Below are 26,185 nucleotides of genomic sequence, written 5' to 3'. Positions count from 1 at the left end.
AAATCTGTAATTAAACCTTTAAAGCCCCACGGAATCCCCTGGCGGCATAATAAGATTCGGCACCGTTGTGGTAGATAAATACGTTCCCGTAACGGAAATCAGCAAAGATGGCGCCACCCAGTTTCCTGATTTCGGCAGGAGTTTCAATCCAACTCGAGGTTTTTGTATCGAAATTCCCCAGTTTTTGCAATTCCTGGTATTGTTCTTCTGATAAAAGTGTAATGCCCATGGCAGCAGCTACATCTATAACGTTGTTTTTAGGTTTATTTTCTTTTCGGGAATCCAGTGCCTGACGGTCATAACAAAGGCTTCTGCGCTCTTTTGGACTTTCAGCTGAACAATCATAAAAAATGTATTCGTCTGTATTTTTATCATAATTGACAACATCAGGTTCGCCGCCCGTTCTTTCCATTTCATTTAGTGACCAGAGTTTTTCAGGATTTGCTTCCAACTTAGCCTGAACTTTATCCCATTCCAAACCTTCATGACGGTTGCTGTTTTTCTCAAAACGGGCTTTTAGTATTTCTATTAAGGTTTTAGAGTCTGTTGCTGATAACTTATTTCCCATAGTCATAAAATGTTTATTGTCTTGCTTTACAGTTTCGCTCGCACAAGTCAATTATTTGAGCAATTCTGTTCTGTCTTGTTTCTACTCTTTTGGCTTGGTTTAACCAATGTAAATAATTTTTTTTATAGGATTTACTAAAGTTTTCATAATTAGAAAAAGCAACTGGATTTTTAGCAAAAGCCATTTGTAAATCTTAAGGGATTTCTAAGTTTTCAACCGAATCTAAACTTTCCCAGAAACCGTTTTTCTTAGCGGTTTCAACTTTTTTCAATCCACTTTCGTGCATTAAATTGGCAGCAGTTAGTTCTTCGATGTAGGTTTTGTTTAGCTTGCTCCAAACACTTTTGTCTTTTCTGGGAGTAAAAAGTTGTTGTCTTCGGTCTTCATCCAGTTTTTTAACCGTAGAATCTATCCAGCCATAACAAATAGCCACTTTAACGGCTTCTTCCCAACGCATACTTTCGGCTTCATGTGCCACCCTGTAAAAAATCAAATACACCGCCTTGTGACTACTGTGGTTTTCATGAAGCCAGGCTCTCCATTCGGAAGCGTTTTTAAAGTATAAGGTAGGTTTTTCGTGCATTAGGTTTTATTTTCGTTTAAAGATCAACTTGATTTTTGAATTCGCATTAGGATAACTGTCTGTACGAGTTTTTCCCTCAAAAAATGCAATTGACCAACCTGAAGCTAATTTGTAGAAATAGCCCCAACCTGGATATCTGATTAAGTTTTGTTGAATTGTAATAGGTAATTCTGTAAATTGTTTTCCTACATGATATCCTTCTTTAGTTACAAATTTAGGTTCCATTGTTTGAATATAAATTGTATCGTGAATGCTGTTCATAACTAAATCAAAATTGATATCGTTAATTGTAACAGTTTCATATTCTGAAAGTTGTCCACTTGATATTAAAATGATTTTTCCTGATTGATTTTGTCCAAATATTATTGTTGAGAAAAATGTTGTTAGAAGGACTAGTGTTGTTTTCATTAACTGTTTTCATTTTCTAATTATTCTTTGAGTGCACATGCATAACGCTCGCCAGCTTGTGGGCACGGATTGCAAATCCGTGCTATCGGGAAATTTTATTTATCTCGAAAATACTTGTTTAATGGGATTTTGATTCCTAAATATGTTTTCTGTCTATTTAAATAATTTTCAACTACAGAGGTGACAGGTGGATAAAAACCAAGTTCTAAGGTGCAATAATTTTTAATGTTATAACCCAAAGATGCTTTTCCAATAAAATCAATTTTTTTAGATTTATAGGTATTGTTTTCAAATTGAGGTGAATTAAGTATAAAACCAGTTCCACCTCCTAAGCTAAAATAAATGTTTCTCGCTAGTTGGACTCTTAGAAAGGGAACTAAATTAAAGGCTTGAAAACTTTGATCCACTTTTTGAGAAGAAGTGTTGTCATAAAATAATTCGCACCCCACATCAAAGACATCTTCTATAATTTGATAGGTTGCAAATGCCCCAATTCCGATATTTGTTCTTTTTCCAGTTGATGTAGCTCCTTCGCTGTAACCTCCATTAGAGTAAATAGTGTATTCTCCATTAGGTACAGAAAGCGTTGTTCTTTCTAGATTGAGCATTGCTCCATATTCTAGTTTTTGACTATAATTTGATTGAGAAACACATAAAAATAATGTTAAAAAAAATAGTTTTGATTTCATTTAGGTTGGTTTTTGGTTTACTTCTTTTATTGGTAAATGTTTTATTTGTAATCTTCTAAATAGAGTTCGTCAAAATCTTTAACCTCAGATAGTTTGATGAGTGGATTTTGCTTGATGGTTTTCCAGCTGTCTTTAAAAATTTCCTGACCACCGTCATCGTTCTTGTTTACGTTTACTCTTTGCAGTTTCTTTTTAGTTAGGAAATTAATGCTAGTTTCATCGCTAATTATTGCTCCGCCATTGCTAATGTCATAACCGATTAAATCAAAATCAGCGTTTTTATATCGAAAAGTATATTTCCAATAGCCATATCTACCATGCCCGTAATGCATAATCAAGTTTCCTTTTTCTATTAGAACACTTAAATCGGGAGGGAAATAAACGCCACCATCTTCATTTTCAGAAGAGAAACAATTGTAGTTTTTTGAAGCCAATTCATAATGGTCTTTTTTGTTAAATAAAATGATAATACCCCTTCGGTTTCGGTCTAATTCTCCGTGATATTCATGTTTGAAAAATTTACTTTTATCAGTGCCTTTAATAATAAGTACACAATCTTCTAGACCATCTTTGTCTAAATCGCCATTGATTTTTTCAAAAAGCACATAGCCTTTAGGTATAAAATCAGATGGATTTTTTCTTTGTCCATTTTGTCCAAATACTATTGTTGCGAAAAATGTTGTAAGAAAGACTTGTATTGTTTTCATTGGTTTTTTAGTGTTTAATTTGCATTTCCTTCTTCATTGGATTTATTCTTGCGATATTGGATGTATAGTTGTATGAGAATCACGATTAATAATACGAATCCAACTAAGTATTCCATCATTAAAACAGCGAGCCAAGCCATTCCACATTTATGAGTTGCATGTTTTAATGATTCACCCATTAGTTCAAGATTTATAATTGCAAAAGCCACATGTCCAAGTGAACTTATTAAAATTACTTCTAAAAAACTTAAAGAGATGGAGTCTTTAATAGCTTTGATTCCAAAGATTAACTGGAAAAGCAATGGCGAAAGTAAAAGAAAAAATAAAGATATTATATATATCATGTAGTTACTATTCTTTAAAATTAGTTATCTATTAAGCTATTTTGTATCCATTTGTGATTTTACTATACCTAATTCCTCGCCGACGTGTAAACGAACTTTTTAAAACATTTATGCGAAAACATTTCCCGTTGCAGACTGTATCAAGTTGTGATTTCTATTCGCAATCTTGTCATTTCGACGAAGGAGAATCTCATCCAGTAATTTGACAAAGTAGTTATTGTTGCTGGCATAGTTTTAAATTTAAAAATAGATATTATTCAGTCATTATATCTTTAATTTCGTCAAATAAATCTGTCCATTTTGGATTGATAGATTGAATCAATTTGTTTTTGGCAGCCCTTGAACCCGCTTTTATTTGTTTTTCACGAGCTATAGCATCTTCAATCCATTGAAATTGTTCATAGTAAACTAATATGTTTATATCGTATCTAGCTGAAAATGATTTTGGATATTTCTTGTTTTTATGTTCTATAATTCTTTGTGGAAGATTTGATGTGACACCAACATAAACTACCGTTTGATATTTATTGGTAATGATATAGACAAATCCTGGTTTCATCTTTTTTAGTTTTATTGATAGGCTAGCGATGTAATTGCATTTTAAGACTAGATTTACTCTTTTTAGTGAGATTGCTTCGCTATCGCTCGCAATGACTTAAACTGCTTAGTAGTCATTGCGAGGAACGAAGCAATCTCATTTAGTAATTCTACAAAGTTGCTCATTGTTGGGGATCCGGTTTGTAAATCCGCGCTAATGTTAAATTTATTTTCTTCTTGGAGCGCTTCTGGTATGTGGTTTTACATATGTTCCATTTTTTCTATAATAACCTTTAACATTTACAGTTTTGGGTCGGTCATAGCTTGTAGAAGAATAATTGTATGTTGAATTGTTTGTTGTAGAGTTGTTTTTTATTGACGAGTTCGATACAGAAACTTTTGAATTTGGTGTATAATAAGGGTTGTCAAAATAGGGATTATAAATGTATCCATTTAAGTTACCGTATTTAGCTTTTCTAAATCGTTTTTTAACTATCGTTGTATAATAATATGTTCCTTTAGGTATTAGAGTTATTTCTTTGCTAGAGTCATTTTTATCTGGGGTATTATATAAATAAATATCTTCAGTGTTAGAAATATAATAGTAAGTATTACAAGATGAAAATAGAACTATTAGAACTAATATTAAAATACGTTTCATAATCGATTCTTTAAGTTTATCAATTTATAGAGGACTAGTCTTGTAAATTGGAGAATCAAATATATTAAAATATTCTTACAAAAGTTATTTTGGAAATTGAACCTTATTTTTAGCCCTGATAGTAGTGGAAATCCCCTTGTATAGCGAAAGCGGTACAAGAGATTGTAGCGGATAGCAGGAGGAAAGTACTTCTGGAAAACCAATTCTACTGCTCCTAAAACAAAAAAAGACCCGCAAGTTTTCACTTGCAGGTCTTAAGTATTAATTCTGTTTATTTGATGCTTACTTAATCATCTCAAAACTACGTTTTACGAAAGTAGTCAGGGCTTCTCCTTTTAACAGGTTTTGGGATAGTTTAGCTAAATCTAAAGCTTGTTTTACCAGGTGCTCCTGATTAGTTTTGTCTTCGGTATTCAGGATAGTTGAAGCCAAAGGCGAATTAGTATTCACCACCAAATTGTACATTTCCGGCATGTTGCCCATTCCGAACATTCCGCCACCACCGGTTTGGCTCATTTCTTTCATTCTACGCATGAATTCCGGTTGCGTGATGATAAATGGTGCCGCCTGGCTGTCAAGAGCTTCCAGTTGAACTGTGTACGTTTGTTTATTAACTACCGCTTCAACAGCTGATTTCAGGTTGTTTTGCTGGTCTTCAGACAATTTAGAAATTACAACTTCGTCTTTTTTGATAAGGTTGTCAATATGGTCAGAATCCACACGAACGAAAGTCAAATCTTTATTGTCGTTTTCTAATTTTTGAATTAAATGCGAGATAATTGGCGAGTCTAAAAGCAATACCTGGTATCCTTTTTCTTTCGCAATTTCGATATAAGAATGTTGAGCTTCTTTGTTTCCGGCGTATAAAACAACCAGTTTTCCGTCTTTGTCGGTTTGCGCGTCTTTCAGGTTTTCTTTTAATTCCTCAAGAGTGTAATATTTGTCATCTACTGTTGGGTACAATACAAAAGCACCAGCTTTTTCGTAGAATTTATCTTCCGAAAGCATTCCGTATTCCAAAACGATTTTGATGTCGTTCCATTTTGATTCGAAATCCTCACGGTTTTCGTTGAATAATGATTTTAGTTTATCGGCAACTTTACGGGTAATGTAGTTCGAAATTTTCTTCACCGCACCATCTGCCTGCAATCCTGAACGGGAAACGTTCAAAGGAATATCCGGAGAATCCACTACTCCGCGAAGCATCATCAGGAATTCAGGTACAATTCCTTCTACGTTATCGGTAACAAAAACCTGATTTTGGTACAATTGGATTTTGTCTTTTTGGATTTGCATATCCGAACCTAATTTTGGGAAATATAAAATTCCGGTAAGGTTGAATGGATAATCTACATTTAAATGAATGTTGAATAAAGGCTCTTCAAATTGCATTGGGTACAATTCGTGGTAGAAAGCTTTGTAATCTTCCTCATTTAAATCGGCCGGTTGTTTTGTCCAGGCTGGATTTGGGTTGTTGATGATGTTGTCAACTTCAATAGTTTCTGTAGTATAATCTTCAGGAGCATCTTCCGGTTTAGGAAGTGTTTCTGTTGTTGTTCCAAATTTAATCGGAATTGGCATGAACTTATTGTATTTGTTCAGCAATTCTCTGATTTTGAAATCTTCTAAGAATTCTAATGAATCTTCGGCAATGTGAAGGATAATTTCAGTTCCGCGAGTCGTTTTGTCAGCTGGTTCTAAAGAGAATTCAGGACTTCCGTCGCAAGTCCAGTGTGCTGCCGGCTCGTCTTTGTATGATTTAGTGATAATTTCCACCTTAGAAGCGACCATAAAAGCAGAGTAGAAACCAAGACCAAAATGACCAATAATTCCTGAATCTTTAGCAGTGTCTTTGTATTTTTCCAGGAATTCCTCGGCACCTGAAAAAGCCAGTTGGTTGATGTATTTTTCAACCTCTTCTGATGTCATTCCGATTCCCTGGTCAATGATGTGGAGCTTTTTACCCTCTTTGTCAATTTTTACCTCAAGTATTGGATTGCCATATTCTACTTTGGCTTCGCCAATATTGGTCAGGTGTTTTAATTTTAATGTTGCATCTGTTCCATTCGAAATTAATTCACGTAAAAAGATCTCGTGATCGTTGTATAAGAACTTTTTGATAAGTGGAAAGATATTTTCCACTGAAACGTTAATTTTTCCAGTTGTCATATTTAAAATTTATTTATAATGTTTTACAATCAGTTACGGTTTCTTCAAATAAAGTACCAATTCGAATCGGGGTGACAAATTGTCTTAACCATAAATTTTGTAATAAAATAACAACATTTTGAAACAAAATCTGTAAGTTAGATTGTATCTTTGCCTAAGTTTAATATTAAAACGATAAAATGATGAAAAAAATATTTTTTGTTACAGCAATTGCGCTAGCATTATTTTCTTGCAAAACGTCTTCAGTTACGGCTACTAAGTTAGACAGGGGAATTCAAACTGGTGTAAAAGGAAATTGGGTAATTAGTTCTGTTTCATATCCGGGTTCAGAATACATTAAAGTGAATTCTTTCCAATTGGCTGATTCAAAATGTTTTGAAGGAAGTACTTGGAAGTTTGTTTCTAACAATAACAAAGGAACTATGGCTTTGACAAAGTACGATTGTCCTGTTTTTAGTTCGCCAATTACTTGGTTTGTAAATTCTAACGGAGAGTTTGTTTTGAAAATTTTAGATGCTGGTGAAAAAGCCAAAAAAGTGAGAGATGGTTATGTTTTACACGTGGCTAATTTAACAGAAAGTTCTTTCCAGTTGATTGACAAAATCAATGTTGGAGGAAAATTAACAGATGTGGTTTACCAATTCCAACGTGTAAACTAATTCCAGGATTTTAATAAACAATAAAAAAGATAATTATGAAAAATATATCGGTATTAGCATTAGCTTTAGTAATGGTTGTGGGGTCAATTTTCACAAGCTGTGAAGCAGTAAAAAACACAAATAAAACACAAAGAGGAGCTGCTATTGGAGCTGCCGGAGGTGCTCTTCTTGGAGGAATCTTGGGAAATAACCTTGGAAAAGGTGGAAAAGGCGCTATGGGAGCTGTTATTGGTGGAGTTGTAGGTGGAGTTGCCGGAGGTGTTATCGGTAGCAAAATGGACAAACAAGCCAGACAAATTGACCAGGCTATTCCGGGTGCTGAGGTAAAAAGAGTTGGTGAAGGAATTCAATTAGTTTTAAACGAAAATGCAGTGCGTTTTGATACAAACAAATCGACTTTAACTGCTGCTGCAAAAGCCAATCTAGATAAATTAGTTGCTGTTTTTGACGAATATCCGGATACTGATATTACTATTTTTGGATATACTGATAGTACTGGTCCTGCTGATTACAACTTGAAACTTTCAGGAGAACGTGCTGCATCAGTTAAAAGTTATCTGGCAAGCAAAGGACTTGCAGCAAGTAGATTTACAATTCAGGGAATGGGAATTGCTGATCCAATTGCTACTAACGATACAGCAGAAGGTAGAAGTCAAAACCGTCGTGTAGAATTTGCAATTGTTGCAAATGCTAAAATGAAAGCGGATGCTGAAAAAGAAGCTGCTAAATAATAAAGCACTTTTTTAAATTATAAAGGTCGTTTCGTTTTTATAGCCGAACGACCTTTTTTTTATAATAAAAACAAATCTAAAGGAGTGATTCTAAATGATAATGCGATAGCTTTATCATTTAGAATTGTATCGAGAAGCTTTATATAAACTAGGTTTCTCTATACTGGCTAAAAATGTTCTGGCGCAACTACTATTGACGTTTTTATTAAAAGAGAAAATTAGATTTATCAAATTTCTTTTTTGCTTGATCAAAAAAGAAACAAAAAAATCAAGTCTTACGCTTCCTCGTCGGTCAAATTAGTTTTCGAATGCTAAAAGAAAATAACTCGCTACGCTCAAACAGATTTTCTTTTTACGCATTCTTCAAACATTTGACACTCGACTGCGAAAGCTAAGGACAGTTGAAACTCGGAAAAAATGACGTTTATATTGTTTTTAGAATAAAAATTACTCATCGAACACACTCCTTGAAATTAATGACATAGTTTTTGATTTCGCTCGATATGATAGTTTGATGCGATAAAAGATTATTCTAAAAGATATTTCTAAATTCGCCTCTTTTTTTATACCAAAGAAATCTATCTTTGCAATCTCAAAAAACATTCTTTTAAAAATGCTTCAAGTTCAAAATATCTCCTTTGGTTATACCGAAAAACCAGTGGTTCAAAATATTCATTTCTCTGTAGAAAAAGGACAAAATATTGCTGTAATTGGCGAAAGTGGTTGTGGTAAAAGCACTTTGTTAAAACTGATTTACGGATTGTATGACTTAGATGAAGGACAGATTTTTTGGAATGAAACCGAGGTTTTAGGAACTAGTTTTAATCTGGTTCCAGGAATGCCTTTTATGAAATATCTGTCTCAGGATTTTGATTTGATGCCTTATATTACGGTGGCGGAGAATGTGGGGAAATATTTGTCGAATATTTTTCCTGAAATTAAAAAAGCACGTGTCAAAGAACTGCTGGAAATTGTGGAAATGTCGGAGTTTGCCGATGTGAAAGCAAAATACCTGAGCGGAGGTCAGCAACAACGTGTGGCTTTAGCGAGAGTTTTAGCTTTAGAACCTGAAGTTTTATTATTGGATGAACCCTTTAGTCATATTGATAATTTTAGAAAAAATGCGTTGCGACGCAATTTGTTTGCTTACCTAAAAGCAAAAGAAATTACCTGTATTGTGGCTACGCATGATAGTACTGATGCGCTTTCTTTTGCTGACGAAACTATTGTGTTGCAAAACGGAAAAATGGTCGATAAAGCCGATTCGTATAATTTATATAACAATCCTATAAATAAATATGTGGCTTCGCTTTTTGGGGAAGTAAACGAACTGAAATTATCCCAACTCATAGCTGTTGACGGTGCTGATGATTCGGTTTTACTTTATCCACACCAATTAAAAGTAGCCGAAAAAGGTTTGATAAATGCTCTGGTCAAACAATCTTATTTTAAAGGTGGTTATTATCTTATCAAAGCCGTTTTTGATAGAAAAGTGATTTTCTTTGAGCATGATACTGAATTAGTTAATAATACAACTGTTTCTTTGAATTTTGATTTTTAATTAAAATTTTTGCATTACTTTTTTTAGTATTTTTAGTTTCGCTAATGAAAAAAAACTAAAAAGTTTTGATTTTTAGATAAATAGAGATTATAAATTAAAATTTTAAAAAAATGGGAAAATTTGTAATTACAAAAAGAGTTAACGGTGAGCTTCAGTTTAATCTGAAAGCGGGCAATGGCCAGACAATTTTAGCAAGTGAGGGGTATACAACCAAAGCAGCTTGTGATAATGGAATTGAATCGGTTAGAAAAAATTCTCAGGAAGACGGTCGATTTGAACGTAAAGAATCATCTAACGGAAAATTTTATTTTAATTTGAAAGCGACCAATGGTCAGATTATTGGAAATAGTGAAATGTATGAGTCAATTGCTTCCAGAGAAAACGGCATTGAATCAGTAAAGAAAAATGCGCCCGATGGAGTCGTAGATGATCAAACAAGTTGATTTAAATAAATACAATTGAATAGGTAAACCAGTTTTAGACTGGTTTTTTTATTATATTTAATATCTTAGGTGTTAATGTAAAAAAAGTAAAATATGTATCATTCAAAAATTTCGGGTTTAGGTTTTTATGTGCCTTCCAATGTGGTTACTAATGACGATTTGTCAAAAATCATGGATACCAATGATGAATGGATTCAGGAGAGAACCGGAATTCAGGAACGCAGGCACATCATTAAGGGAGAAGATACCACCACGACAATGGGAGTGAAGGCAGCTAAAATTGCTATTGAACGTTCCGGAATTGCCAAAGAAGATATCGATTTTATTGTTTTTGCAACCTTAAGTCCCGATTATTATTTTCCTGGACCGGGAGTTTTAGTCCAAAGAGATTTAGGCTTGAGAACGGTAGGGGCATTAGATGTCAGAAATCAATGTTCGGGTTTTGTTTATGCACTTTCGGTTGCCGACCAGTATATCAAAACAGGAATGTACAAGAATATCCTGGTCATCGGTTCTGAAGTACAATCATCAGGATTAGACATGACAACCAGAGGACGTGGTGTTTCGGTGATTTTTGGAGATGGGGCAGGTGCGGCTGTGTTGAGTCGCGAAGAAGATTTATCGAAAGGGATTCTCTCTACTCATTTGCATTCTGAAGGAATCCATGCCGAAGAATTAGCCTTAACAGCTCCCGGAATGGGCGGACGTTGGGTAAATGATATTTTAGCCGATAATGATCCCAATGACGAGAGTTATTTTCCATACATGAACGGGCAATTCGTATTTAAAAATGCCGTAGTTCGTTTTGCTGAAGTGATTAATGAAGGTTTAGAAGCCAATAACTTAAAAGTTTCCGATATTGATATGCTGATTCCACATCAGGCTAATTTGAGGATATCCCAATACATCCAGAAGAAATTTGAGTTGAATGACGATCAGGTGTATAATAACCTGCAAAAATACGGTAATACAACCGCGGCTTCGATTCCTATTGCATTGACTGAAGCCTGGGAACTCGGCAAAATAAAATCAGGAGATACTGTTGTTTTGGCTGCTTTTGGTAGCGGATTTACCTGGGCAAGCGCCATTATTAAATGGTAATCTTTTTGGTTTTAAATCGAAAAGCCCGAAGTTGGTATACTTCGGGCTTTTCTTTTGCAACAAACTATTAAAAACTATATTATAAAACGCCACCACCCTGGCTTTCGTTTTGATCCCTTGTTTTTCTCTGAACCGCTTTGTTTTTACCGCTTCCAAATCTATAATTGAAACCAATATAAGCGGATCGGCTTTCCCAGTTAAATTGTCCGTATTGTTCTTTAGGATATTCTGATGTAAAGCGATAGCGCATCGTTTTAAAAATATCGCTATATCTAACAGTAAATGTTCCGGCTCCTTTTAAAACGTTCAGGCTCGAACCTAAATCCATTTTCCACATGGGTTTGCCCAGCATTTGTAAGGTTAAATCCTTTCCCTGATACATGGCTGAAAATTGGAAACGTAAATTTTTTGATGCTTTGAAGGTATTGTTCATTCGTGCATTAAAGGCTGTCACATTGGCTTCGAGAAATTTACCTGAAACTACGCCTCTAATTGTTTTGTTATAAGCATCTACACTTATATTGCTGCTCAGCCATTTTGTGAAATCTAAATTAGCCGAAGATTCAAATCCATAGGCGTTGTTGCCATCCAGATTGGCATAAGATAAAATTTGTTTAGAGTTGTCGTTTGGATTTTCGACTAAAGTTCTTGTGATTTCATTATTGATTCTTCTGTAGAAAATCCCGGTGGTTATTGAGCCTATTTTTGTTTTTCGGGTGTAATTTAGTTCGTAAGAATTGGTAAACTGAGGACGAAGATTTGGGTTTCCTTCTGAGTCTATTTGCGGGGTACTCCAATCTCTAATTGGATTCAGTTGGCCAATGCTTGGTCTATCCACTCTTCTTGAAAAGCTTAAGTTGAATGAGTTTTTTTCAGAAGGTGTATAGTTTAAAAATCCGGAAGGACATAAGGTTAAAATGTCGTTATTGAATTCGGCTGGGGTTTCGCTTTCTTTGTTGAAATTGGCAATAGCGTCGTATTTTTCTATTCTTGTTCCCAGTTGTGAGCTCCATTTTTTCCATTGTTTACCAATAGTGGCATATCCTGAATAAATATTTCGGGAGAATTTAAAGTCGGAGTCGGAGTTGTCTTTGCTCGATAATAATTTATTGCGTGCATTTTCGATTCGGCTTTCTAAACCTAATTCTAATTTTAGGGTTTCCGATAGTGGATTGACGTAATCTAAATTGATTAAAGTATTGTTTCTTTTATTGGTAACATAATTGGTTTTTGGGTCGCTATAAGTTGCATCCTCTTTATTGTCTCCGTCAGAATAATTAACTTCCAGTTCGATATTATGCCCTTCTTTTTTAAAATTCTTTTTATAGTCTAAATTGTAGGTTTGGGAATAATTGTCAACCTTGTTGTTGAATGTTTGGTTAATGTCAGCTTTTGAATCGGTTACGAAATCAATTGTTGACAATGAACCTGATTTCCCTTTAAATATGTTTTGGTTGGTATAAAATGACAAAGTATTTTTTTCATTGAGATAAATGTCTAAACCTATTTTGGCTAGTTGCGAAGTGTTGTTACGGGTAAAAGTATAGTTTTGAAAATCTTCCAATCCGGTTTCGGTGGTGTTTATAAAACCGTAATTGGTACGTTTTCCCGTGTTTAAACCATAATTAGCAAACCAGTTGATTTTTCCATTACGGTAATTCATATCAACAGATGAGTTTAATTTTGGTGTTATACCAAAGGTTACTCCGTTATTAATACTTCCGTTTAGACCTATTTTAGTGTTTTTATTTAAAACAATGTTTATAATTCCGCTCATTCCTTCCGGATTGTATTTGGCAGATGGATTAGTGATTAATTCTATTTGTTTAATAGATGAAGATGGTATTTGTTGTAGTAATTGGGCTGTATCTATGGTAGTAGGTTTGCCGTCAATTAAAACTCTAACATTAGGATTTCCCCTAAGACTGATGGCGTTGGTTTGTTGGTCAACACTAACCGATGGAATGTTGTTCATAATTTCAGCAGCTGTTGATCCCGCTGAAATTAAATCCTTCCCCACATTAATTACTTTTCGATCGATTTTTTGTTCTATTGTCGATTTTTCACTGACAATCTCGACACTTTTTAACTCAATAGCATCTTCTTCTAAAACAATTGTATTGAGATTTACATCTGAATTTTTTGCAGTAAGAGTTATTGGAGTGGAAATGGTTTTGTAGCCTATAAATTGGAATTCTATGTTGTATTTTGTTAATTCAAGGCTTTTTATATGAAAAGTTCCTTTTTCAGAAGTAATAGCACCCGAAATGATTTTGTCGTTTTCCTTCACAATTATATTTACATAAGGCAGTGGTTGGTTTGTTTTTTTGTCGACTACTTTTCCACTAATGCTTCCCGGTTTGATAGTAGTAATCAATGGTGCAGAGTTTTGTGCTCCTATCGAAATTAGGTTTACGAATAAGCAAACTAAGATTAATTTGATTTTCATGATTATGCGGTTTGGTTATTTTTTTAAATGATTGAAACAAAGGTATGTGTTTTTTAGATAGTATTATGTAATACAAGGTACTATTTTTTTACAAAAAGTAAAATTTATTTTGTAATAGTCAAAAACGTCAGTGTTTCTACATCTTTAAGACGCATAATAAAGGCGAATGGTTGTACGGGAAATTATCTTGTTTTCCAATTTCCCAATTACCGTATAATAACTATCTTTGCGCACTTTATAAATTCATATACAAAATGACATTATCACAAACGCTTACGCCATCTATACAAAATGCAATTCAGGTTTTATTTGATACAACAGTTGATAAAATAGAATTTCAGGCCACACGTAAGGAATTTGAAGGCGATATTACCATGGTAATTTTCCCTTTGTTGAAAATCATAAAAAGTAATCCCGTTGAATTAGGAAATAAAATAGGAAACTATTTAGTGGATAATGTTGCTGAGGTATCCAAATTTAACGTGGTTTCCGGTTTTTTGAATATTGTGATTTCAGATGCGCATTATTTGAATTTTTTCAACGGAATTAAAGATAATGTCAAATATGGTTTTGTGACTCCAAATCCCGAAGACAAGGCGGTAATGGTTGAATATTCTTCTCCAAACACCAATAAACCGTTGCATTTAGGTCACGTTCGTAATAATTTATTAGGTTATTCGGTAGCTGAAATTATCAAAGCTTCGGGTAAAAAAGTATATAAAACCCAAATCATCAACGATAGAGGAATTCATATCTGTAAGTCGATGTTGGCCTGGCAAAAATTTGGTAAAGACCAGACTCCGGAATCAACGGGATTAAAAGGCGATAAATTAGTGGGGAATTTTTATGTGGCTTTTGATAAGGCTTACAAAGAAGAAATCAACCAATTAATGGCTCAGGGAAAAACTGAAGAAGAAGCTAAAAAGCAAGCACCAATTATTCTGGAAGCACAAGATATGCTTCGCAAATGGGAAGCCGGTGATGAAGAAGTGGTTGAGCTTTGGAAAACCATGAACCAATGGGTTTATGATGGATTTGCTGCAACTTACAAAAGTATGGGCGTTGATTTTGATAGTTATTACTACGAAAGCAATACCTATTTGTTAGGTAAAGATGTGGTTCAAATAGGCTTGGAAAAAGGGATTTTCGAAAAAGATCCTGACGGTTCGGTTTGGATTGATTTGACTGCTGAAGGTTTAGACCGTAAAATTGTACTGCGTTCTGACGGAACCGCAGTGTATATGACTCAGGATATTGGAACGGCAATCCAGCGTGTAAAAGATTATCCGGATGTAGGCGGAATGGTATATACCGTAGGAAATGAGCAGGATTATCATTTTAAAGTGTTGTTCTTAATCTTGAAAAAACTAGGTTTTGACTGGTCTGAAAATCTATTCCATTTGTCTTATGGGATGGTGGATTTGCCTTCCGGAAAAATGAAATCCCGTGAAGGAACCGTAGTTGATGCCGATGATTTGATGCAGGAAATGACCGATACGGCTCAAAAAATCTCTGAAGAATTAGGGAAGTTAGACGGTTATTCAGAAGAAGAAAAAGCAAAATTGTTCAAGACTATTGGTCTTGGTGCTTTGAAATACTATATCTTAAAAGTAGATCCTAAAAAACGTATTTTGTTTAATCCTGAAGAATCAGTTGATTTTGCCGGAAACACAGGACCGTTTATTCAATATACTTATGCCAGAATCCAGTCGATTATAAGAAAGGCTGATTTTGATTTTTCGAATGTTTCTAAAGTTGAAACTTTGCACGAAAAAGAAAAAGAATTGATTAAACAATTGGAATTGTTCCCGGAAGTAATTCAAAATGGAGCCCAAAATCACAGTCCGGCTTTATTGGCCAATTATACTTATGATTTGGTAAAAGAATACAATTCATTCTATCAGGCGGTGCCAATTCTTGGTGAAGCTGATTTGGATACCAAAATATTCAGAGTACAATTGTCTAAAAAAGTAGCCGATACTATTGCTGCTTCTTTTAGTTTGTTAGGGATTAATGTTCCTGAAAGAATGTAATTATAGGATAAAAACGACTTCTTTTTGAAGTTGTTTCTATGTTTAATAAAGTTTAAAATCAATGCCAATAAACTAATTATGTAATTGCCTAATTATCTAATTAGTTTATCTTTGCATTTCAAAAAAAAATAATACTATGTTCGATAATTTAAGCGAAAAATTAGATAAAGCTTTTCATATATTAAAAGGTCACGGTAAAATTACCGAAGTAAACGTTGCTGATACATTAAAAGAAGTGCGTCGTGCGTTACTTGATGCCGATGTGAATTTTAAAATTGCCAAAGATTTTACTGCCAGAGTAAAAGATAAGGCGATAGGTCAGGACGTATTAACTACTTTACAGCCAGGACAATTATTGGTAAAGTTGGTTAAAGACGAGTTGACTGAATTAATGGGAGGTGACGTAGCAGGAATTAATTTGCAGGGAACGCCTTCTGTGATTTTGATGTCAGGTTTACAAGGTTCTGGAAAGACTACTTTTTCCGGGAAATTGGCTAATTATCTTCAAACAAAAAAGAACAAAAAAACACTTTTGGTAGCTTGTGATATTTACCGTCCTGCGGCGATTAATCAGTTGCATGTGGTGGGAGACCAAATAGGTGTTGAAGTATATTCAGAGCCTGAGAATAAAAATCCTGTTGATATTGCACAAAACGCTATTAAGCATGCTAAAGCAAACGGATTTAATGTGGTTATTGTCGATACAGCAGGTCGTTTGGCTGTAGATAAGGAGATGATGGACGAAATTGCACGTGTTCACGCTGCTATTAAGCCACAGGAAACCTTATTTGTTGTGGATTCGATGACAGGGCAAGATGCAGTAAATACTGCAAAAGCTTTTAACGATATCTTGAACTTTGATGGTGTTATCCTGACTAAACTAGATGGTGATACCCGTGGTGGAGCAGCCTTGTCTATTAAATCGGTTGTTAATAAACCAATTAAATTTGTAGGTACTGGTGAAAAAATGGAAGCAATTGATGTTTTCTATCCAGACCGTATGGCGGAACGTATCCTTGGGATGGGAGACGTTGTTTCTTTGGTTGAAAGAGCGCAAGAGCAATTTGACGAAGAAGAAGCCAGAAAATTACAAAAGAAGATCGCAAAGAATGAATTTGGTTTTGATGATTTCCTGACCCAGATTCAACAAGTAAAGAAAATGGGTAATATGAAGGATTTGGTAGGAATGATACCGGGAGCTTCTAAAGCCATGAAAGATGTTCAAATTGAAGATGATGCTTTCAAACATATTGAAGCTATTATCTATTCGATGACTCCATTAGAAAGAAAAAAACCTGCTTTGATTGATGTAAAAAGAAAAGCAAGAATAGCTAAGGGTTCAGGGACTAAAGTGGAGCAGGTAAACCAGTTAATGAAACAGTTTGACCAAATGAGTAAAATGATGAAAATGATGCAAGGCCCAGGCGGAAAAAACCTGATGAAAATGATGGGCGGTATGAAAGGAATGCCAGGTGGAATGCCGGGAATGAAATAATTATAAATTGTGAGTTATGAATTATGAGTTTTATATAACTCATAAATTATAACTGATAACCCATAACTAAAAATAACAATGCAAATACTAGACGGAAAAAAAACTTCGGAAGATATTAAAAAAGAAATCGCAGCCGAAGTACAACAAATGAAAGCCAATGGGGAAAAAGTACCTCATTTAGCAGCTGTTATTGTTGGAAATAATGGTGCAAGTTTAACTTATGTAGGTAGTAAAGTACGCTCTTGCGAGCAAATTGGTTTCGATTCTACTTTGGTAGCTTTGCCGGAAACCATTACTGAAGCTGAATTATTAGACAAAATCAAAGAGTTGAATGAGAATGAAGACTTAGATGGTTATATTGTTCAATTGCCTTTGCCAAAACATATCGACGAGGAAAAAATCCTTTTAGCTATTGACCCTCAAAAAGATGTAGATGGTTTTCATCCTACTAACTTTGGACGTATGGCTTTAGAAATGGAAACGTTTTTGCCGGCTACTCCTTTTGGAATTATGGAGTTGTTAGAGCGTTACAAGGTTGAAACTTCAGGAAAACACACCGTTGTAATTGGGCGTAGTCATATTGTAGGTCGTCCTATGAGTATTTTGATGAGCCGTAAAGGAAATCCTGGTGATTCAACTGTTACTTTGACTCACAGTCGTACTAAAAATTTAGAAGAATATACTAAAAATGCCGATATCATTATTACGGCTTTAGGAGTACCGGAATTTTTAAAGGCTGATATGGTAAAAGATGGTGTAGTTATTATTGATGTGGGAATTACCCGTGTGGAGGATGCTACAAACTCAAAAGGATATGTAATTAAAGGAGATGTTGATTTTGACGGAGTAAGTAAAAAATCATCTTTTATTACACCAGTTCCTGGTGGAGTAGGACCAATGACTATTGCAATGTTATTGAAAAACACACTTCTAGCTAGAAAAATCAGAAGTAGAAAATAGTTTATTATATATTTTATGATACAATAAAACCCAAGAGAAATCTTGGGTTTTGTGTTTTTATGAATAATGATATTGTTCCATCTGCTTGGCAATGGTTTCTTCAAGATTTTTCAAAACAATAGGTTTTGTTACAAAATCGTCCATACCACTGGCTATTGCTTTGGTTTTATCTTCATCAAAAGCGCTGGCAGTTACTGCAACAATTGGAATATTTCTCAATTTGTATTTAGCTAATGAATGGATTTTTTTTGTGGCTTCAAATCCGTCCATTTCAGGCATGTGCAAATCCATGAAAATAATATCGTAGTCGTTTTTTTCGAAAAGTAAAACAGCTTCCAGCCCATTATTAGCAATAGTATTAGGAATGTTTAATTTGTCTAATAGCTTTTTTAAAACCTTTTGATTGATGATATTGTCTTCTACAATTAAGGCTTTTTGGATACTTTTTTTATCAGTATCATGAGATAGAGTGTCTTGATTTTCAATAGGTAAAGAATCGGTATTTAGTGAAAACGGAATGTCGAAACTAAAACTGGAACCGCCTTCTTCTAATGCGATTATATTTAATTTGGAACCTTTCATTAAATGTATTAATTGGTTTGAAATGGTCAAGCCAAGTCCTGTTCCTCCATATTTTCGGGTTGTTGTTAAATCGGCCTGTTCAAAGGCTAATAGCAATTGTTCTGTTTTATTCACATCGATACCAATTCCAGAATCCATGATTCGGAAATTTAGATATTGCAGCTTGTTTTCTTTTTTGACTAATCGTACTTCGAGTTTTACATCTCCTTCGGAAGTAAATTTAATGGCATTGTCCAAAAGATTGATTAATACCTGTTGTAATCTTAAATTATCGCAAAAGATATTGCTGTCAATGTTCTCGTCAAAATTAAAGTGTAATGCTATGTTTTTGTCTTTAATACGGTATTCGAATAACCGAATCAGTTTAGATAACTCTTTTTTAAGATGAATAGGGTGTTTCTCCAGTTTCATTTTGCCGGCTTCCATTTTAGAATGATCCAGAATCATATTTACAATGCCCAAAAGATGGTTGGCACTGTGTTCGGCAATTTCTATATGTTCTGTTTGTTCGCTGTTTAAGGAGCTTGTTTTAAGCATGTTCAGCATTCCGATAACGCCGTTAAGAGGAGATCGGATTTCGTGACTCATATTGGCAAGAAATTGCGTTTTGAAGGCTGCCGTTTTATTAGCCTGTTCCGTTTTCTTTTCTAAGAAGATAATGTTTTCAGACAGCTTTTCTTTTAATATTCCGTAACTCTTTAATAGGAAATCGACTTCCCTGATGGAGGAATCATGATTTATATCGGATACAGCTTCCTTGAAATTGGATTTTATGTAGTTTGAAATATCCAATGAAAGCAGTTGAATGTCTTTAGTGAAATATTTAGAAATGTAAATACACAATAACAAGGCAATTAATGCCATGAGTAAGGTTTGAGATAATTGCACATAAAATAAGGTTTCTTTTAGTTCATTGATCCTTTTTTTATTGTGGGCTATGATTTGAACAAAGGAGTTTTCAATAAATCCATTGATTTGATTTATTTTTTTGTACAATCCCTGATTTTCTGAAACTCCCAGTTGTGAACTCAATTTTACCAAAGAATCAAAATTGGTTTTGTAGTCAATAAGTACTTGCTTGGTCAGCACATCAATGTTTTTTTCTTTCAAAGTCTGATGGAACAAGCTTTCAAATTTTTTGATGGAAGTTTTGTCCGAACGCAACAGATAATCTTTCTCGTGCCTGCGAAACTGGAGTAAAGTAATTTTGTCTAATGAGGATTTTTCTTCGAGAAAATGGGCTTTGTTTCTCATTTTTCCTTCAATTCCGTAATCTTTAAATCCCCTGATTAATGCTATTTCTTTAAACTGGTTTACGATAGTATAAAGGTGATCTATTTTTCTTGAAACTGCAGTCATGGTGGGATTACTGCCAATGTTCAATTCTTTCGATTCATTGAAAAGTAAATCGATTTCTTTTTTTTGCCTTTTTAAATGGTCTATATAGAGTTTTAGGTCTTTTTGATTGTGATGGATGTAAAAGTCTTTCCCTTTGTATCCGGATAATAAAAAGGTTTGAAAATTTTTTATGTTCGAGCTGAATTCCTGCGAAATTCTATAGGATTTATAAGTGAAATTATTCAGATGATCTACTTTGCGGTCGATGTAGAGGTAAAACATAAACCAAACCACAATCAATGCAATCATTGATGAAAAGGATAAAAATATTTGTGTTCTGAAGTAACGTAAATTGTTGAAGAAAAATTTCAAGGGTATTGTATTTAATGCTCTGCAAATTTATTAAGCTCATCAACAAAACGGATTAAAAGACTTGAAACAAAAGGTTAAGTTATTGTTTATAGAATAGAAATAGATGATTTAGATAATGTTTGTAGTTAAATTTTAGTTGGCTTTTTCTCAGTTATAGCTTGGTTTTTAGTTTTTTGAAGTGAAAAAAGTAAGATTTTTTATAAAAACACTTGTTGGTTTAACAATAATTTTATTTCTTTGTGTACTACAAAACTAGTACACTAATAAAATATATTATGATAAGCATTCAACACTTAACGTTTCAGTACAAAAAGCAGGACGCTTTGTTTACTGATTTATCTTTTGAGCAGCAAAATGGAAGTATAGTCGGATTGCTGGGTAAAAATGGTGCCGGTAAATCAACTTTTCTTAAGCTGATTACGGGTTTACTAAAACCACAAATTGGAGAATTGAACATTAATGGTTTTAAACCTTTTGATCGATTGCCTGATTTTTTGTCGGACCTCTATATGGTTTCTGAGGAGTTTTCGTTTCCTTCGATAACTATTGCATTGTATATAAAGGCAACCGCTCCTTTGTATCCTAAATTCGATTATGAAAAAATGAACCGCATTTTGCAGGAATTCGAATTAGAATCTAAAAAAAACCTGAACGGACTTTCGCATGGACAACGCAAGAAATTCCTGATTGCTTTTGCCTTATCAACTAATTGCAGTTTGCTTATTCTGGACGAACCAACAAATGGTTTGGATATTCCGTCCAAGAGTTTGTTCCGAAAAATATTGGTCAGTTCAGTTTCCGAGGAACAATTGGTTTTGATTTCGACTCATCAGGTAAAAGACATTGAAACCATTATTGATACAATAGTAGTTCTTGATGAAGGGAAAATGGTTTACAACGAAACTATTTTTGATATCAGTAAACAATGGCAATTTAAAACCGTAGCCAGTTTGGCGGGAATAGAAACCCCAATTTATCAGGAGAAATGTCTGGGCGGTTACCGAATCATAACACCAGCAGATGAACTCGAAGAAACCGAAATAGACATCGAACTGCTTTTTAATGCCATTATCAATAAAGTAACCTTAAAATCTATAAGCCATGCCGTTTAATAACCATTTTAATTTGAATCGATTTGTTCGTTTATTCCAGCAAGATTTATTAATTAATAGAACAAAATATCTTTTGGCTATTCTTGGATTGGGATTGATAACTTATTTATTGACCTATTGGTTTCTTAGTTCTAGTAAAGGCAGTATAATGAGTTATGCCGAAAGTATCAATATTTTTTATATGGTTTGTTTTGTGTTTTTTATGATGGGAGTGGGGGTTATTGTAGGCACTGCATTTCCTGATTTTACCGATAAAATTAAAACTGCTAATTATTTATTGATTCCAGGATCGACATTCGAAAAGTTTCTAGTGCAGTTTTTATTGAGGATAGGATTTTTTATTCCTATAGCTTTGGGAATTTTTTGGATTGCCATTCGTTTAGCCAAAGCTTCTTTACTTCCGGAAATGATTAATGGAAATCAATTTTTTGATCCGGTTAAAGTACCTTATTTTGAATATTGCCTTTTAGTAACCAGAGAGGGTAAGTTGTGGGATACTTGGCAGATACTGCTTATGATTTTTGGTTTTTTCTCTTACGGAACTTATCTCTTTGCTGGATCAACTTTCTTTAAAAGATATGCTTTGGTCAAAACTGTAGTAATTTCCATTATTCTATTCTTTAGCGGTATTTTGTTTTCAATGTTACTATCTAATGTTTTTTATTCATCACCTCGATTTTTTGATATACAATTTTATGCTTTTCAAGTGACTGATAATTTTGACAGTACTGAATTTTCCTTGTTATCCTTGTCGTTACTTTCTTGGGTATTCTTTTTGCCAATCGCTTATTTTAAATTAAAAGAAAAGGAGGCTTAATATGGATTTTAAATCAACCAAAGGGATTTATCTGCAAATAGTAGATAATCTCTGTAGGCAAATTTTGGAAGGGCAATTGCAATCGGGTGATCGGGTGGCTTCGGTGCGGGATTTGGCTGCTGAGTTTGAAGTGAATCACAACACGGTCATGCGGGCTTATGCTAATTTGCAAGAATCCGGGATTTTTGACAACAAACGGGGCATTGGATTTTTTGTTTCCGAAAAAGCTTTCGAGCTCATTAAAGCCAATGAAAAAACCAGTTTTTTCAGTCAGGATTTACCAGATTTCCTTCTTAAAGTAAAGTTACTCCAACTAAACAGTGCCGATTTAAACGAATTACTAACGACTATTAAAAATAACGATCATGAAAATATCTAACATCATATTTCTTTCTTTTTTAATCTTTCTTTTTGGAGGGATTATCTTATTATTTATGGGTTCTAAATATTATAAAGGAGTTGATGATAAAGCTGATTTTGTAAAGCAAGAAAAACTACTACCTCCTTTTTCAGTTGTCGTAGCAGAGCCTAGTGCAATTTTTAGTTTAAAAAGTGAAAAGGAAAACAAAATAACACAGACCTATTTGAAAAATACTCTTCCTGATATTGGTTCTTTTGTGGTTCGAAATGATACTCTTTTCATTTCTTCGGTTCAATTAAAAAAAGATCAAGTAAGACATACCCGAAATCTAACTTATGTTTCTTGTTTAAACGTAAAAAGTATTATAATTAAAGAAAACTCAAATGTTCGAATGGAGAAATTTAAAGCTGATTCTTTGAGGATTACTATGAATAAATCTGAATTAACAGGAGAATTAAATGAAACAGTATTTGTAAGTCTTACTTCTCAAGATTCTTATGTGCGTTTTAGAGGTGATAATATTAAAAAATTACAATTGCAATTGGATAAAACAGATCTTAACATAGATTCGGATAAAAGTATTGAAAATGTATTAGGGAGCTTAAAAAATAAATCAATGCTTAATTGTTCTATCGATGGAAAATTAAATCTGCAAAAAGATAAGTCGAGTCAATTATTCTTTTAGAATTTAACTTCGATAAATTTAAAATTAATTTGCCTTTATCTTGCTTTTGGAAAACTATAGTAGATGCTACAGTGTTTTCTTTCTTTTAACAAATTATTATAATCTTTTTCTGAATTAATAATTAAGTTTGATGATGTTTGTGTAATAACCTACAAACAATCATGATCAACTTCTAACCAACCAAAAAAAGCATGAAAAAAATCTTTAGTATTCTTGTTGCACTTCTGATGAACTGTGGTGTTTTCTCGCAGAAAACAATTGATAAACCAGACTATGGTTTGAGTAATCTTCCTGGGAAATTAACTAAAATTGAATTGACCGATTCGGCAACAATCATTCATTTCTATATTAAATACCAACCCGGACAATGGATTCAAGTTCCTAAGGATACCTATATACAGGATATCAATGGAGGTGTAAAATACTTGGCAACCCAAACCGAAGGAATCCCATTTGGAGAAAGATATACGATGCCTGAAACAGGAGAGGCAAACTATAAGGTTTTCTTCCCTAAGTTGAAAAATGGAATAGATAAAATAGATTTTGGTGAAGGCAATAATAATCCTAATAATTGGTCTGTTTACGATATTGTACTTAACGAAAAAGATGTTGAATCGTTACTGCCAAAAGTACTTCAAGGAAACTGGTTTCAAACCGATGGAAGTAATCAATGGGATTATGGATTTTATGCCAATCAGGCAGTTGTTGACAAAGCAGTTTGGAATTATAAAACAGTAAGTCAGAAAAAAAACAATTATAGTATTGTTCTGGAAAGAAACGGAAATCTAAAAACAGTTTATGTACAAATAGATAAAAAAGGAGCGGTAAAAATTGGAGACAATAAAGAAAAATTAGCAGTTTACAGTAAGGAAAAAACAGAAAATCCGAATTATAAGTTAGCCAATGATGAAATATTTTCTTCAAATATTTTTAAATCAGATTCGGCTACTTTTTCCGGCTTTATTAAAGGTTATACTGCTAGAGCAGGTAGAAAAACAGGAAAAGTATATGTAAGTAACGCCCTTACCGGAAGTCAGGACACTTACATAGTCGAAATTGCTAATGATGGCAGTTTTAAGGTACAATTTCCAATAAATCATCCTATGTCTGTTTTTGTACAAATTCCGGGAGCTAATTCTACGGTTTTTGTTGAGCCCGGAAAAGAAACATTTCAATTAATAGATGTAGATGCTGTTTTGTTTATGGGCGATTGTGCTGGTATAAATACAGATCTTAAGGCATTGGAAAAGGCAGAATCTTATAAAGATTATCAAAAATTGAGAAAAACAATCTTAGAAATGAGTCCCGAAGCTTTCAAACAAGCTTGTTTGGAAATAAAAGAGAAACAATTACAGGAGTTGGATGTTATTTCTCAAAAGCAATTTGTTAGTCAGAAAGCATTACAAATTAAAAAGTTAGATATTGAATTTTTGGCTTTTGCACAAATTCTTACTTATCAGACCTACAGACAGATTGCTCAAAGTGATAAAGCAGCAAATAAGGTTGCTACATCTGATGAAGATTATAAAATAGAGGCATCATATTATGATTTTATTACCAAATCCATGTTGAATAACGAAGCTGTAGTGATAGCTAATAATTTCTCTTATTTTGCCAGTAATTTAGCTAATGTTGAGGCTTTAAATGAGCATCCTGTTTTACCTTCGTTCAGGACTATGTCAGATATGGCTAAAACACTTCAGGACAATGGTATCGTGTTGACTAATGAGGAGTTAGAAATGATTGGAGCATTCGGAAAATTGGAAAAAGGAAATTTAAGGTTACTTGATTTTAATACGACTAATAAAACTAAAATTGCAGATTTTAATAATAATCACAAAGAGGCTTATGAAGCATTGCAAAAAAATAAACTTCAGAATGATATTTCAGTAGGAGATTTCGCAGCCTATTTAAAAACTCAGGGAGTATCTCTTACTGCCGAAGAAAAAGAATTAGTATCCAATTATAAATTGATTCAATTATCAAAAGAAGAACTTGTTGTCAAAAAGGCCTTTGAGCAAAAGTATGCTAAGAAACCTGAGGAATTTGGTAAAAAATACATGAAAGACATACAGAATATTATCTCAGGATTATATTCTAATAAGAGTTATAATAAAATGAAAGAAGTTTATGGTTTAAAAGAGACTTTTTTAATTGACGCAATGTTGCTACAGCAAAAAGCAAGAATGCTCGAAAACAATTTTACTCCTTATACAGAAAGTGAATTACAAACAATTCAGAAAAATATTAAGCATCCATTTTTATCCAATTATATTGTTTTTGAAAATGATAAACTGAAAGCCAGATTAGAAGCTAATAAATCCAAAACAGGTTTTGCAGTCAATACAGTTCAAAAAGCAACTGGAGATGAGCTTTTTAATTCGATGATAGCCAAGTTTAAAGGCAAAGTAATTTATGTTGATTTTTGGGCAACCTGGTGCGGACCTTGTAAATCAGGAATTAAAGAAATTGCACCGTTAAAAGAAGAAATGAAGAGTAAAGATGTTGTCTTTTTGTATATCACCGGCCAATCTTCGCCAGAAAAGACATGGAGTAACAGTATTCCTGATATTAAAGGAGAGCACTACAGAGTTTCGGAGGATGAGTGGAAATATTTGACCAAAAAGTTTAATGTTACGGGAATTCCACATTATGTATTGGTTAATAAAAAAGGAGAAGTAGTAAATCCAGAATTAGGACATCATTCTAATGAAGGCTTAAAGAAGATTTTAGAGAAGCAGATGTAATAGATTGTAATTCTAAATAGATCAAAATCCCAATAAAAGATATTCGAATAGATATCTTTTGTTGGGATTTTTA

25 protein-coding genes are annotated in these 26,185 nt (G+C 33.6%); 13 read left to right on the top strand and 12 right to left on the bottom strand.

Translation table 11 applies throughout. The annotated features are described in order from the left end of the window. Nucleotides 1–10 precede the first annotated feature (10 nt). The 10 genes from EOD40_RS07120 to htpG all read right to left on the bottom strand — a co-directional run bounded on the left by EOD40_RS07120 (nucleotide 11) and on the right by htpG (nucleotide 6,666). Entirely contained in the window at nucleotides 11–574 is a 564-nt protein-coding gene (locus EOD40_RS07120) for a DUF4256 domain-containing protein (protein WP_128194200.1), read from the bottom strand. A gap of 7 nt (nucleotides 575–581) precedes the next feature. Next, entirely contained in the window at nucleotides 582–752 is a 171-nt protein-coding gene (locus EOD40_RS18305) for a YdeI/OmpD-associated family protein (RefSeq protein WP_317127910.1), read from the bottom strand. A gap of 9 nt (nucleotides 753–761) precedes the next feature. Beyond that, nucleotides 762–1,151: a YdeI/OmpD-associated family protein gene (locus tag EOD40_RS07115; RefSeq protein ID WP_317127909.1), complete on the bottom strand. Its 390-nt coding sequence runs from the start codon at nucleotides 1,149–1,151 to the stop codon at nucleotides 762–764. A 6-nt stretch (nucleotides 1,152–1,157) separates the two neighbouring features. Beyond that, nucleotides 1,158–1,559, bottom strand: a complete 402-nt coding sequence (locus EOD40_RS07110) for a hypothetical protein (RefSeq protein ID WP_128194199.1) — start codon at nucleotides 1,557–1,559, stop codon at nucleotides 1,158–1,160. Nucleotides 1,560–1,654: 95 nt separating this feature from the next. Further along, nucleotides 1,655–2,248, bottom strand: a complete 594-nt coding sequence (locus EOD40_RS07105) for a hypothetical protein (protein ID WP_128194198.1) — start codon at nucleotides 2,246–2,248, stop codon at nucleotides 1,655–1,657. Nucleotides 2,249–2,289: 41 nt separating this feature from the next. Then, a complete protein-coding gene (locus EOD40_RS07100; RefSeq protein ID WP_128194197.1) occupies nucleotides 2,290–2,955 on the bottom strand; it encodes a hypothetical protein in 666 nt (221 codons plus the stop codon). Nucleotides 2,956–2,969: 14 nt separating this feature from the next. Next, nucleotides 2,970–3,299 (bottom strand): hypothetical protein, encoded by a 330-nt coding sequence (locus tag EOD40_RS07095; protein ID WP_128194196.1) that lies wholly within the window; start codon nucleotides 3,297–3,299, stop codon nucleotides 2,970–2,972. A 253-nt stretch (nucleotides 3,300–3,552) separates the two neighbouring features. Further along, the gene (locus EOD40_RS07090; protein WP_128194195.1) at nucleotides 3,553–3,858 is read right to left on the bottom strand and encodes a GIY-YIG nuclease family protein; all 306 of its coding nucleotides are present in this window, start codon (nucleotides 3,856–3,858) and stop codon (nucleotides 3,553–3,555) included. Between the two features lie 204 nt (nucleotides 3,859–4,062). Next, on the bottom strand, nucleotides 4,063–4,497 hold the full coding sequence (locus tag EOD40_RS07085) for a hypothetical protein (protein WP_128194194.1): 435 nt from the start codon (nucleotides 4,495–4,497) through the stop codon (nucleotides 4,063–4,065). A gap of 282 nt (nucleotides 4,498–4,779) precedes the next feature. After that, entirely contained in the window at nucleotides 4,780–6,666 is a 1,887-nt protein-coding gene (gene htpG, locus EOD40_RS07080) for a molecular chaperone HtpG (RefSeq protein WP_128194193.1), read from the bottom strand. A gap of 182 nt (nucleotides 6,667–6,848) precedes the next feature. Here htpG and EOD40_RS07075 point away from each other — a divergent pair, with 182 nt between their 5' ends. The 5 genes from EOD40_RS07075 to EOD40_RS07055 all read left to right on the top strand — a co-directional run bounded on the left by EOD40_RS07075 (nucleotide 6,849) and on the right by EOD40_RS07055 (nucleotide 11,161). Next, nucleotides 6,849–7,325, top strand: coding sequence for a lipocalin family protein (locus tag EOD40_RS07075; protein WP_128194192.1), 477 nt, complete (start codon nucleotides 6,849–6,851; stop codon nucleotides 7,323–7,325). A gap of 35 nt (nucleotides 7,326–7,360) precedes the next feature. Beyond that, a complete protein-coding gene (locus EOD40_RS07070; RefSeq protein WP_128194191.1) occupies nucleotides 7,361–8,056 on the top strand; it encodes an OmpA family protein in 696 nt (231 codons plus the stop codon). Nucleotides 8,057–8,669: 613 nt separating this feature from the next. After that, nucleotides 8,670–9,617 (top strand): ABC transporter ATP-binding protein, encoded by a 948-nt coding sequence (locus tag EOD40_RS07065; RefSeq protein ID WP_128194190.1) that lies wholly within the window; start codon nucleotides 8,670–8,672, stop codon nucleotides 9,615–9,617. A gap of 110 nt (nucleotides 9,618–9,727) precedes the next feature. Then, on the top strand, nucleotides 9,728–10,060 hold the full coding sequence (locus EOD40_RS07060) for a YegP family protein (protein WP_128194189.1): 333 nt from the start codon (nucleotides 9,728–9,730) through the stop codon (nucleotides 10,058–10,060). 93 nt (nucleotides 10,061–10,153) lie between these two features. Then, on the top strand, nucleotides 10,154–11,161 hold the full coding sequence (locus EOD40_RS07055; protein WP_128194188.1) for a 3-oxoacyl-ACP synthase III family protein: 1,008 nt from the start codon (nucleotides 10,154–10,156) through the stop codon (nucleotides 11,159–11,161). 79 nt (nucleotides 11,162–11,240) lie between these two features. On the opposite strand, the gene EOD40_RS07050 is transcribed toward EOD40_RS07055, so the two are convergent. Further along, a complete protein-coding gene (locus EOD40_RS07050) occupies nucleotides 11,241–13,610 on the bottom strand; it encodes a TonB-dependent receptor domain-containing protein (RefSeq protein WP_128194187.1) in 2,370 nt (789 codons plus the stop codon). Nucleotides 13,611–13,864: 254 nt separating this feature from the next. Here EOD40_RS07050 and argS point away from each other — a divergent pair, with 254 nt between their 5' ends. The 3 genes from argS to EOD40_RS07035 all read left to right on the top strand — a co-directional run bounded on the left by argS (nucleotide 13,865) and on the right by EOD40_RS07035 (nucleotide 18,098). Next, nucleotides 13,865–15,643 (top strand): arginine--tRNA ligase, encoded by a 1,779-nt coding sequence (argS, locus tag EOD40_RS07045; protein WP_128194186.1) that lies wholly within the window; start codon nucleotides 13,865–13,867, stop codon nucleotides 15,641–15,643. 136 nt (nucleotides 15,644–15,779) lie between these two features. Beyond that, nucleotides 15,780–17,138, top strand: a complete 1,359-nt coding sequence (ffh, locus tag EOD40_RS07040) for a signal recognition particle protein (RefSeq protein ID WP_128194185.1) — start codon at nucleotides 15,780–15,782, stop codon at nucleotides 17,136–17,138. Nucleotides 17,139–17,216: 78 nt separating this feature from the next. Then, nucleotides 17,217–18,098: a bifunctional 5,10-methylenetetrahydrofolate dehydrogenase/5,10-methenyltetrahydrofolate cyclohydrolase gene (locus EOD40_RS07035; protein ID WP_128194184.1), complete on the top strand. Its 882-nt coding sequence runs from the start codon at nucleotides 17,217–17,219 to the stop codon at nucleotides 18,096–18,098. A gap of 57 nt (nucleotides 18,099–18,155) precedes the next feature. On the opposite strand, the gene EOD40_RS07030 is transcribed toward EOD40_RS07035, so the two are convergent. Further along, entirely contained in the window at nucleotides 18,156–20,327 is a 2,172-nt protein-coding gene (locus tag EOD40_RS07030; protein WP_128194183.1) for a response regulator, read from the bottom strand. Nucleotides 20,328–20,665: 338 nt separating this feature from the next. On the opposite strand from EOD40_RS07030, the gene EOD40_RS07025 reads away from it, so the two are divergent. The 5 genes from EOD40_RS07025 to EOD40_RS07005 all read left to right on the top strand — a co-directional run bounded on the left by EOD40_RS07025 (nucleotide 20,666) and on the right by EOD40_RS07005 (nucleotide 26,112). Beyond that, a complete protein-coding gene (locus EOD40_RS07025; RefSeq protein WP_128194182.1) occupies nucleotides 20,666–21,502 on the top strand; it encodes an ABC transporter ATP-binding protein in 837 nt (278 codons plus the stop codon). After that, a complete protein-coding gene (locus EOD40_RS07020; protein ID WP_128194181.1) occupies nucleotides 21,492–22,319 on the top strand; it encodes a hypothetical protein in 828 nt (275 codons plus the stop codon). The genes EOD40_RS07025 and EOD40_RS07020 overlap by 11 nt, the downstream gene beginning before the upstream one ends. A gap of 1 nt (nucleotide 22,320) precedes the next feature. After that, the gene (locus tag EOD40_RS07015) at nucleotides 22,321–22,698 is read left to right on the top strand and encodes a GntR family transcriptional regulator (RefSeq protein WP_128194180.1); all 378 of its coding nucleotides are present in this window, start codon (nucleotides 22,321–22,323) and stop codon (nucleotides 22,696–22,698) included. Then, the gene (locus tag EOD40_RS07010; RefSeq protein ID WP_128194179.1) at nucleotides 22,685–23,365 is read left to right on the top strand and encodes a hypothetical protein; all 681 of its coding nucleotides are present in this window, start codon (nucleotides 22,685–22,687) and stop codon (nucleotides 23,363–23,365) included. The genes EOD40_RS07015 and EOD40_RS07010 overlap by 14 nt, the downstream gene beginning before the upstream one ends. Nucleotides 23,366–23,556: 191 nt before the next feature. Next, nucleotides 23,557–26,112 carry a TlpA family protein disulfide reductase gene (locus EOD40_RS07005; RefSeq protein ID WP_128194178.1) on the top strand — a complete coding sequence of 852 codons (2,556 nt, stop codon included), beginning with the start codon at nucleotides 23,557–23,559 and terminating at the stop codon, nucleotides 26,110–26,112. The last annotated feature ends 73 nt before the right edge of the window (nucleotides 26,113–26,185 follow it).

Origin of the sequence: Flavobacterium sufflavum, assembly GCF_004016525.1 — a bacterium.
Taxonomy (GTDB): domain Bacteria; phylum Bacteroidota; class Bacteroidia; order Flavobacteriales; family Flavobacteriaceae; genus Flavobacterium; species Flavobacterium sufflavum.
This window is presented reverse-complemented; position numbering and strand designations above follow the sequence as displayed.

Excerpts from the sequence above, each read along its gene's own strand:
- EOD40_RS07120 (WP_128194200.1), bottom strand. The coding sequence starts at position 574 with ATGACTATGGGAAATAAGTTATCAGCAACAGACTCTAAAACCTTAATA.
- EOD40_RS18305 (WP_317127910.1), bottom strand. The coding sequence starts at position 752 with ATGGCTTTTGCTAAAAATCCAGTTGCTTTTTCTAATTATGAAAACTTT.
- EOD40_RS07115 (WP_317127909.1), bottom strand. The coding sequence starts at position 1,151 with ATGCACGAAAAACCTACCTTATACTTTAAAAACGCTTCCGAATGGAGA.
- EOD40_RS07110 (WP_128194199.1), bottom strand. The coding sequence starts at position 1,559 with ATGAAAACAACACTAGTCCTTCTAACAACATTTTTCTCAACAATAATA.
- EOD40_RS07105 (WP_128194198.1), bottom strand. The coding sequence starts at position 2,248 with ATGAAATCAAAACTATTTTTTTTAACATTATTTTTATGTGTTTCTCAA.
- EOD40_RS07100 (WP_128194197.1), bottom strand. The coding sequence starts at position 2,955 with ATGAAAACAATACAAGTCTTTCTTACAACATTTTTCGCAACAATAGTA.
- EOD40_RS07095 (WP_128194196.1), bottom strand. The coding sequence starts at position 3,299 with ATGATATATATAATATCTTTATTTTTTCTTTTACTTTCGCCATTGCTT.
- EOD40_RS07090 (WP_128194195.1), bottom strand. The coding sequence starts at position 3,858 with ATGAAACCAGGATTTGTCTATATCATTACCAATAAATATCAAACGGTA.
- EOD40_RS07085 (WP_128194194.1), bottom strand. The coding sequence starts at position 4,497 with ATGAAACGTATTTTAATATTAGTTCTAATAGTTCTATTTTCATCTTGT.
- htpG (WP_128194193.1), bottom strand. The coding sequence starts at position 6,666 with ATGACAACTGGAAAAATTAACGTTTCAGTGGAAAATATCTTTCCACTT.
- EOD40_RS07075 (WP_128194192.1), top strand. The coding sequence starts at position 6,849 with ATGAAAAAAATATTTTTTGTTACAGCAATTGCGCTAGCATTATTTTCT.
- EOD40_RS07070 (WP_128194191.1), top strand. The coding sequence starts at position 7,361 with ATGAAAAATATATCGGTATTAGCATTAGCTTTAGTAATGGTTGTGGGG.
- EOD40_RS07065 (WP_128194190.1), top strand. The coding sequence starts at position 8,670 with ATGCTTCAAGTTCAAAATATCTCCTTTGGTTATACCGAAAAACCAGTG.
- EOD40_RS07060 (WP_128194189.1), top strand. The coding sequence starts at position 9,728 with ATGGGAAAATTTGTAATTACAAAAAGAGTTAACGGTGAGCTTCAGTTT.
- EOD40_RS07055 (WP_128194188.1), top strand. The coding sequence starts at position 10,154 with ATGTATCATTCAAAAATTTCGGGTTTAGGTTTTTATGTGCCTTCCAAT.
- EOD40_RS07050 (WP_128194187.1), bottom strand. The coding sequence starts at position 13,610 with ATGAAAATCAAATTAATCTTAGTTTGCTTATTCGTAAACCTAATTTCG.
- argS (WP_128194186.1), top strand. The coding sequence starts at position 13,865 with ATGACATTATCACAAACGCTTACGCCATCTATACAAAATGCAATTCAG.
- ffh (WP_128194185.1), top strand. The coding sequence starts at position 15,780 with ATGTTCGATAATTTAAGCGAAAAATTAGATAAAGCTTTTCATATATTA.
- EOD40_RS07035 (WP_128194184.1), top strand. The coding sequence starts at position 17,217 with ATGCAAATACTAGACGGAAAAAAAACTTCGGAAGATATTAAAAAAGAA.
- EOD40_RS07030 (WP_128194183.1), bottom strand. The coding sequence starts at position 20,327 with ATGATTGCATTGATTGTGGTTTGGTTTATGTTTTACCTCTACATCGAC.
- EOD40_RS07025 (WP_128194182.1), top strand. The coding sequence starts at position 20,666 with ATGATAAGCATTCAACACTTAACGTTTCAGTACAAAAAGCAGGACGCT.
- EOD40_RS07020 (WP_128194181.1), top strand. The coding sequence starts at position 21,492 with ATGCCGTTTAATAACCATTTTAATTTGAATCGATTTGTTCGTTTATTC.
- EOD40_RS07015 (WP_128194180.1), top strand. The coding sequence starts at position 22,321 with ATGGATTTTAAATCAACCAAAGGGATTTATCTGCAAATAGTAGATAAT.
- EOD40_RS07010 (WP_128194179.1), top strand. The coding sequence starts at position 22,685 with ATGAAAATATCTAACATCATATTTCTTTCTTTTTTAATCTTTCTTTTT.
- EOD40_RS07005 (WP_128194178.1), top strand. The coding sequence starts at position 23,557 with ATGAAAAAAATCTTTAGTATTCTTGTTGCACTTCTGATGAACTGTGGT.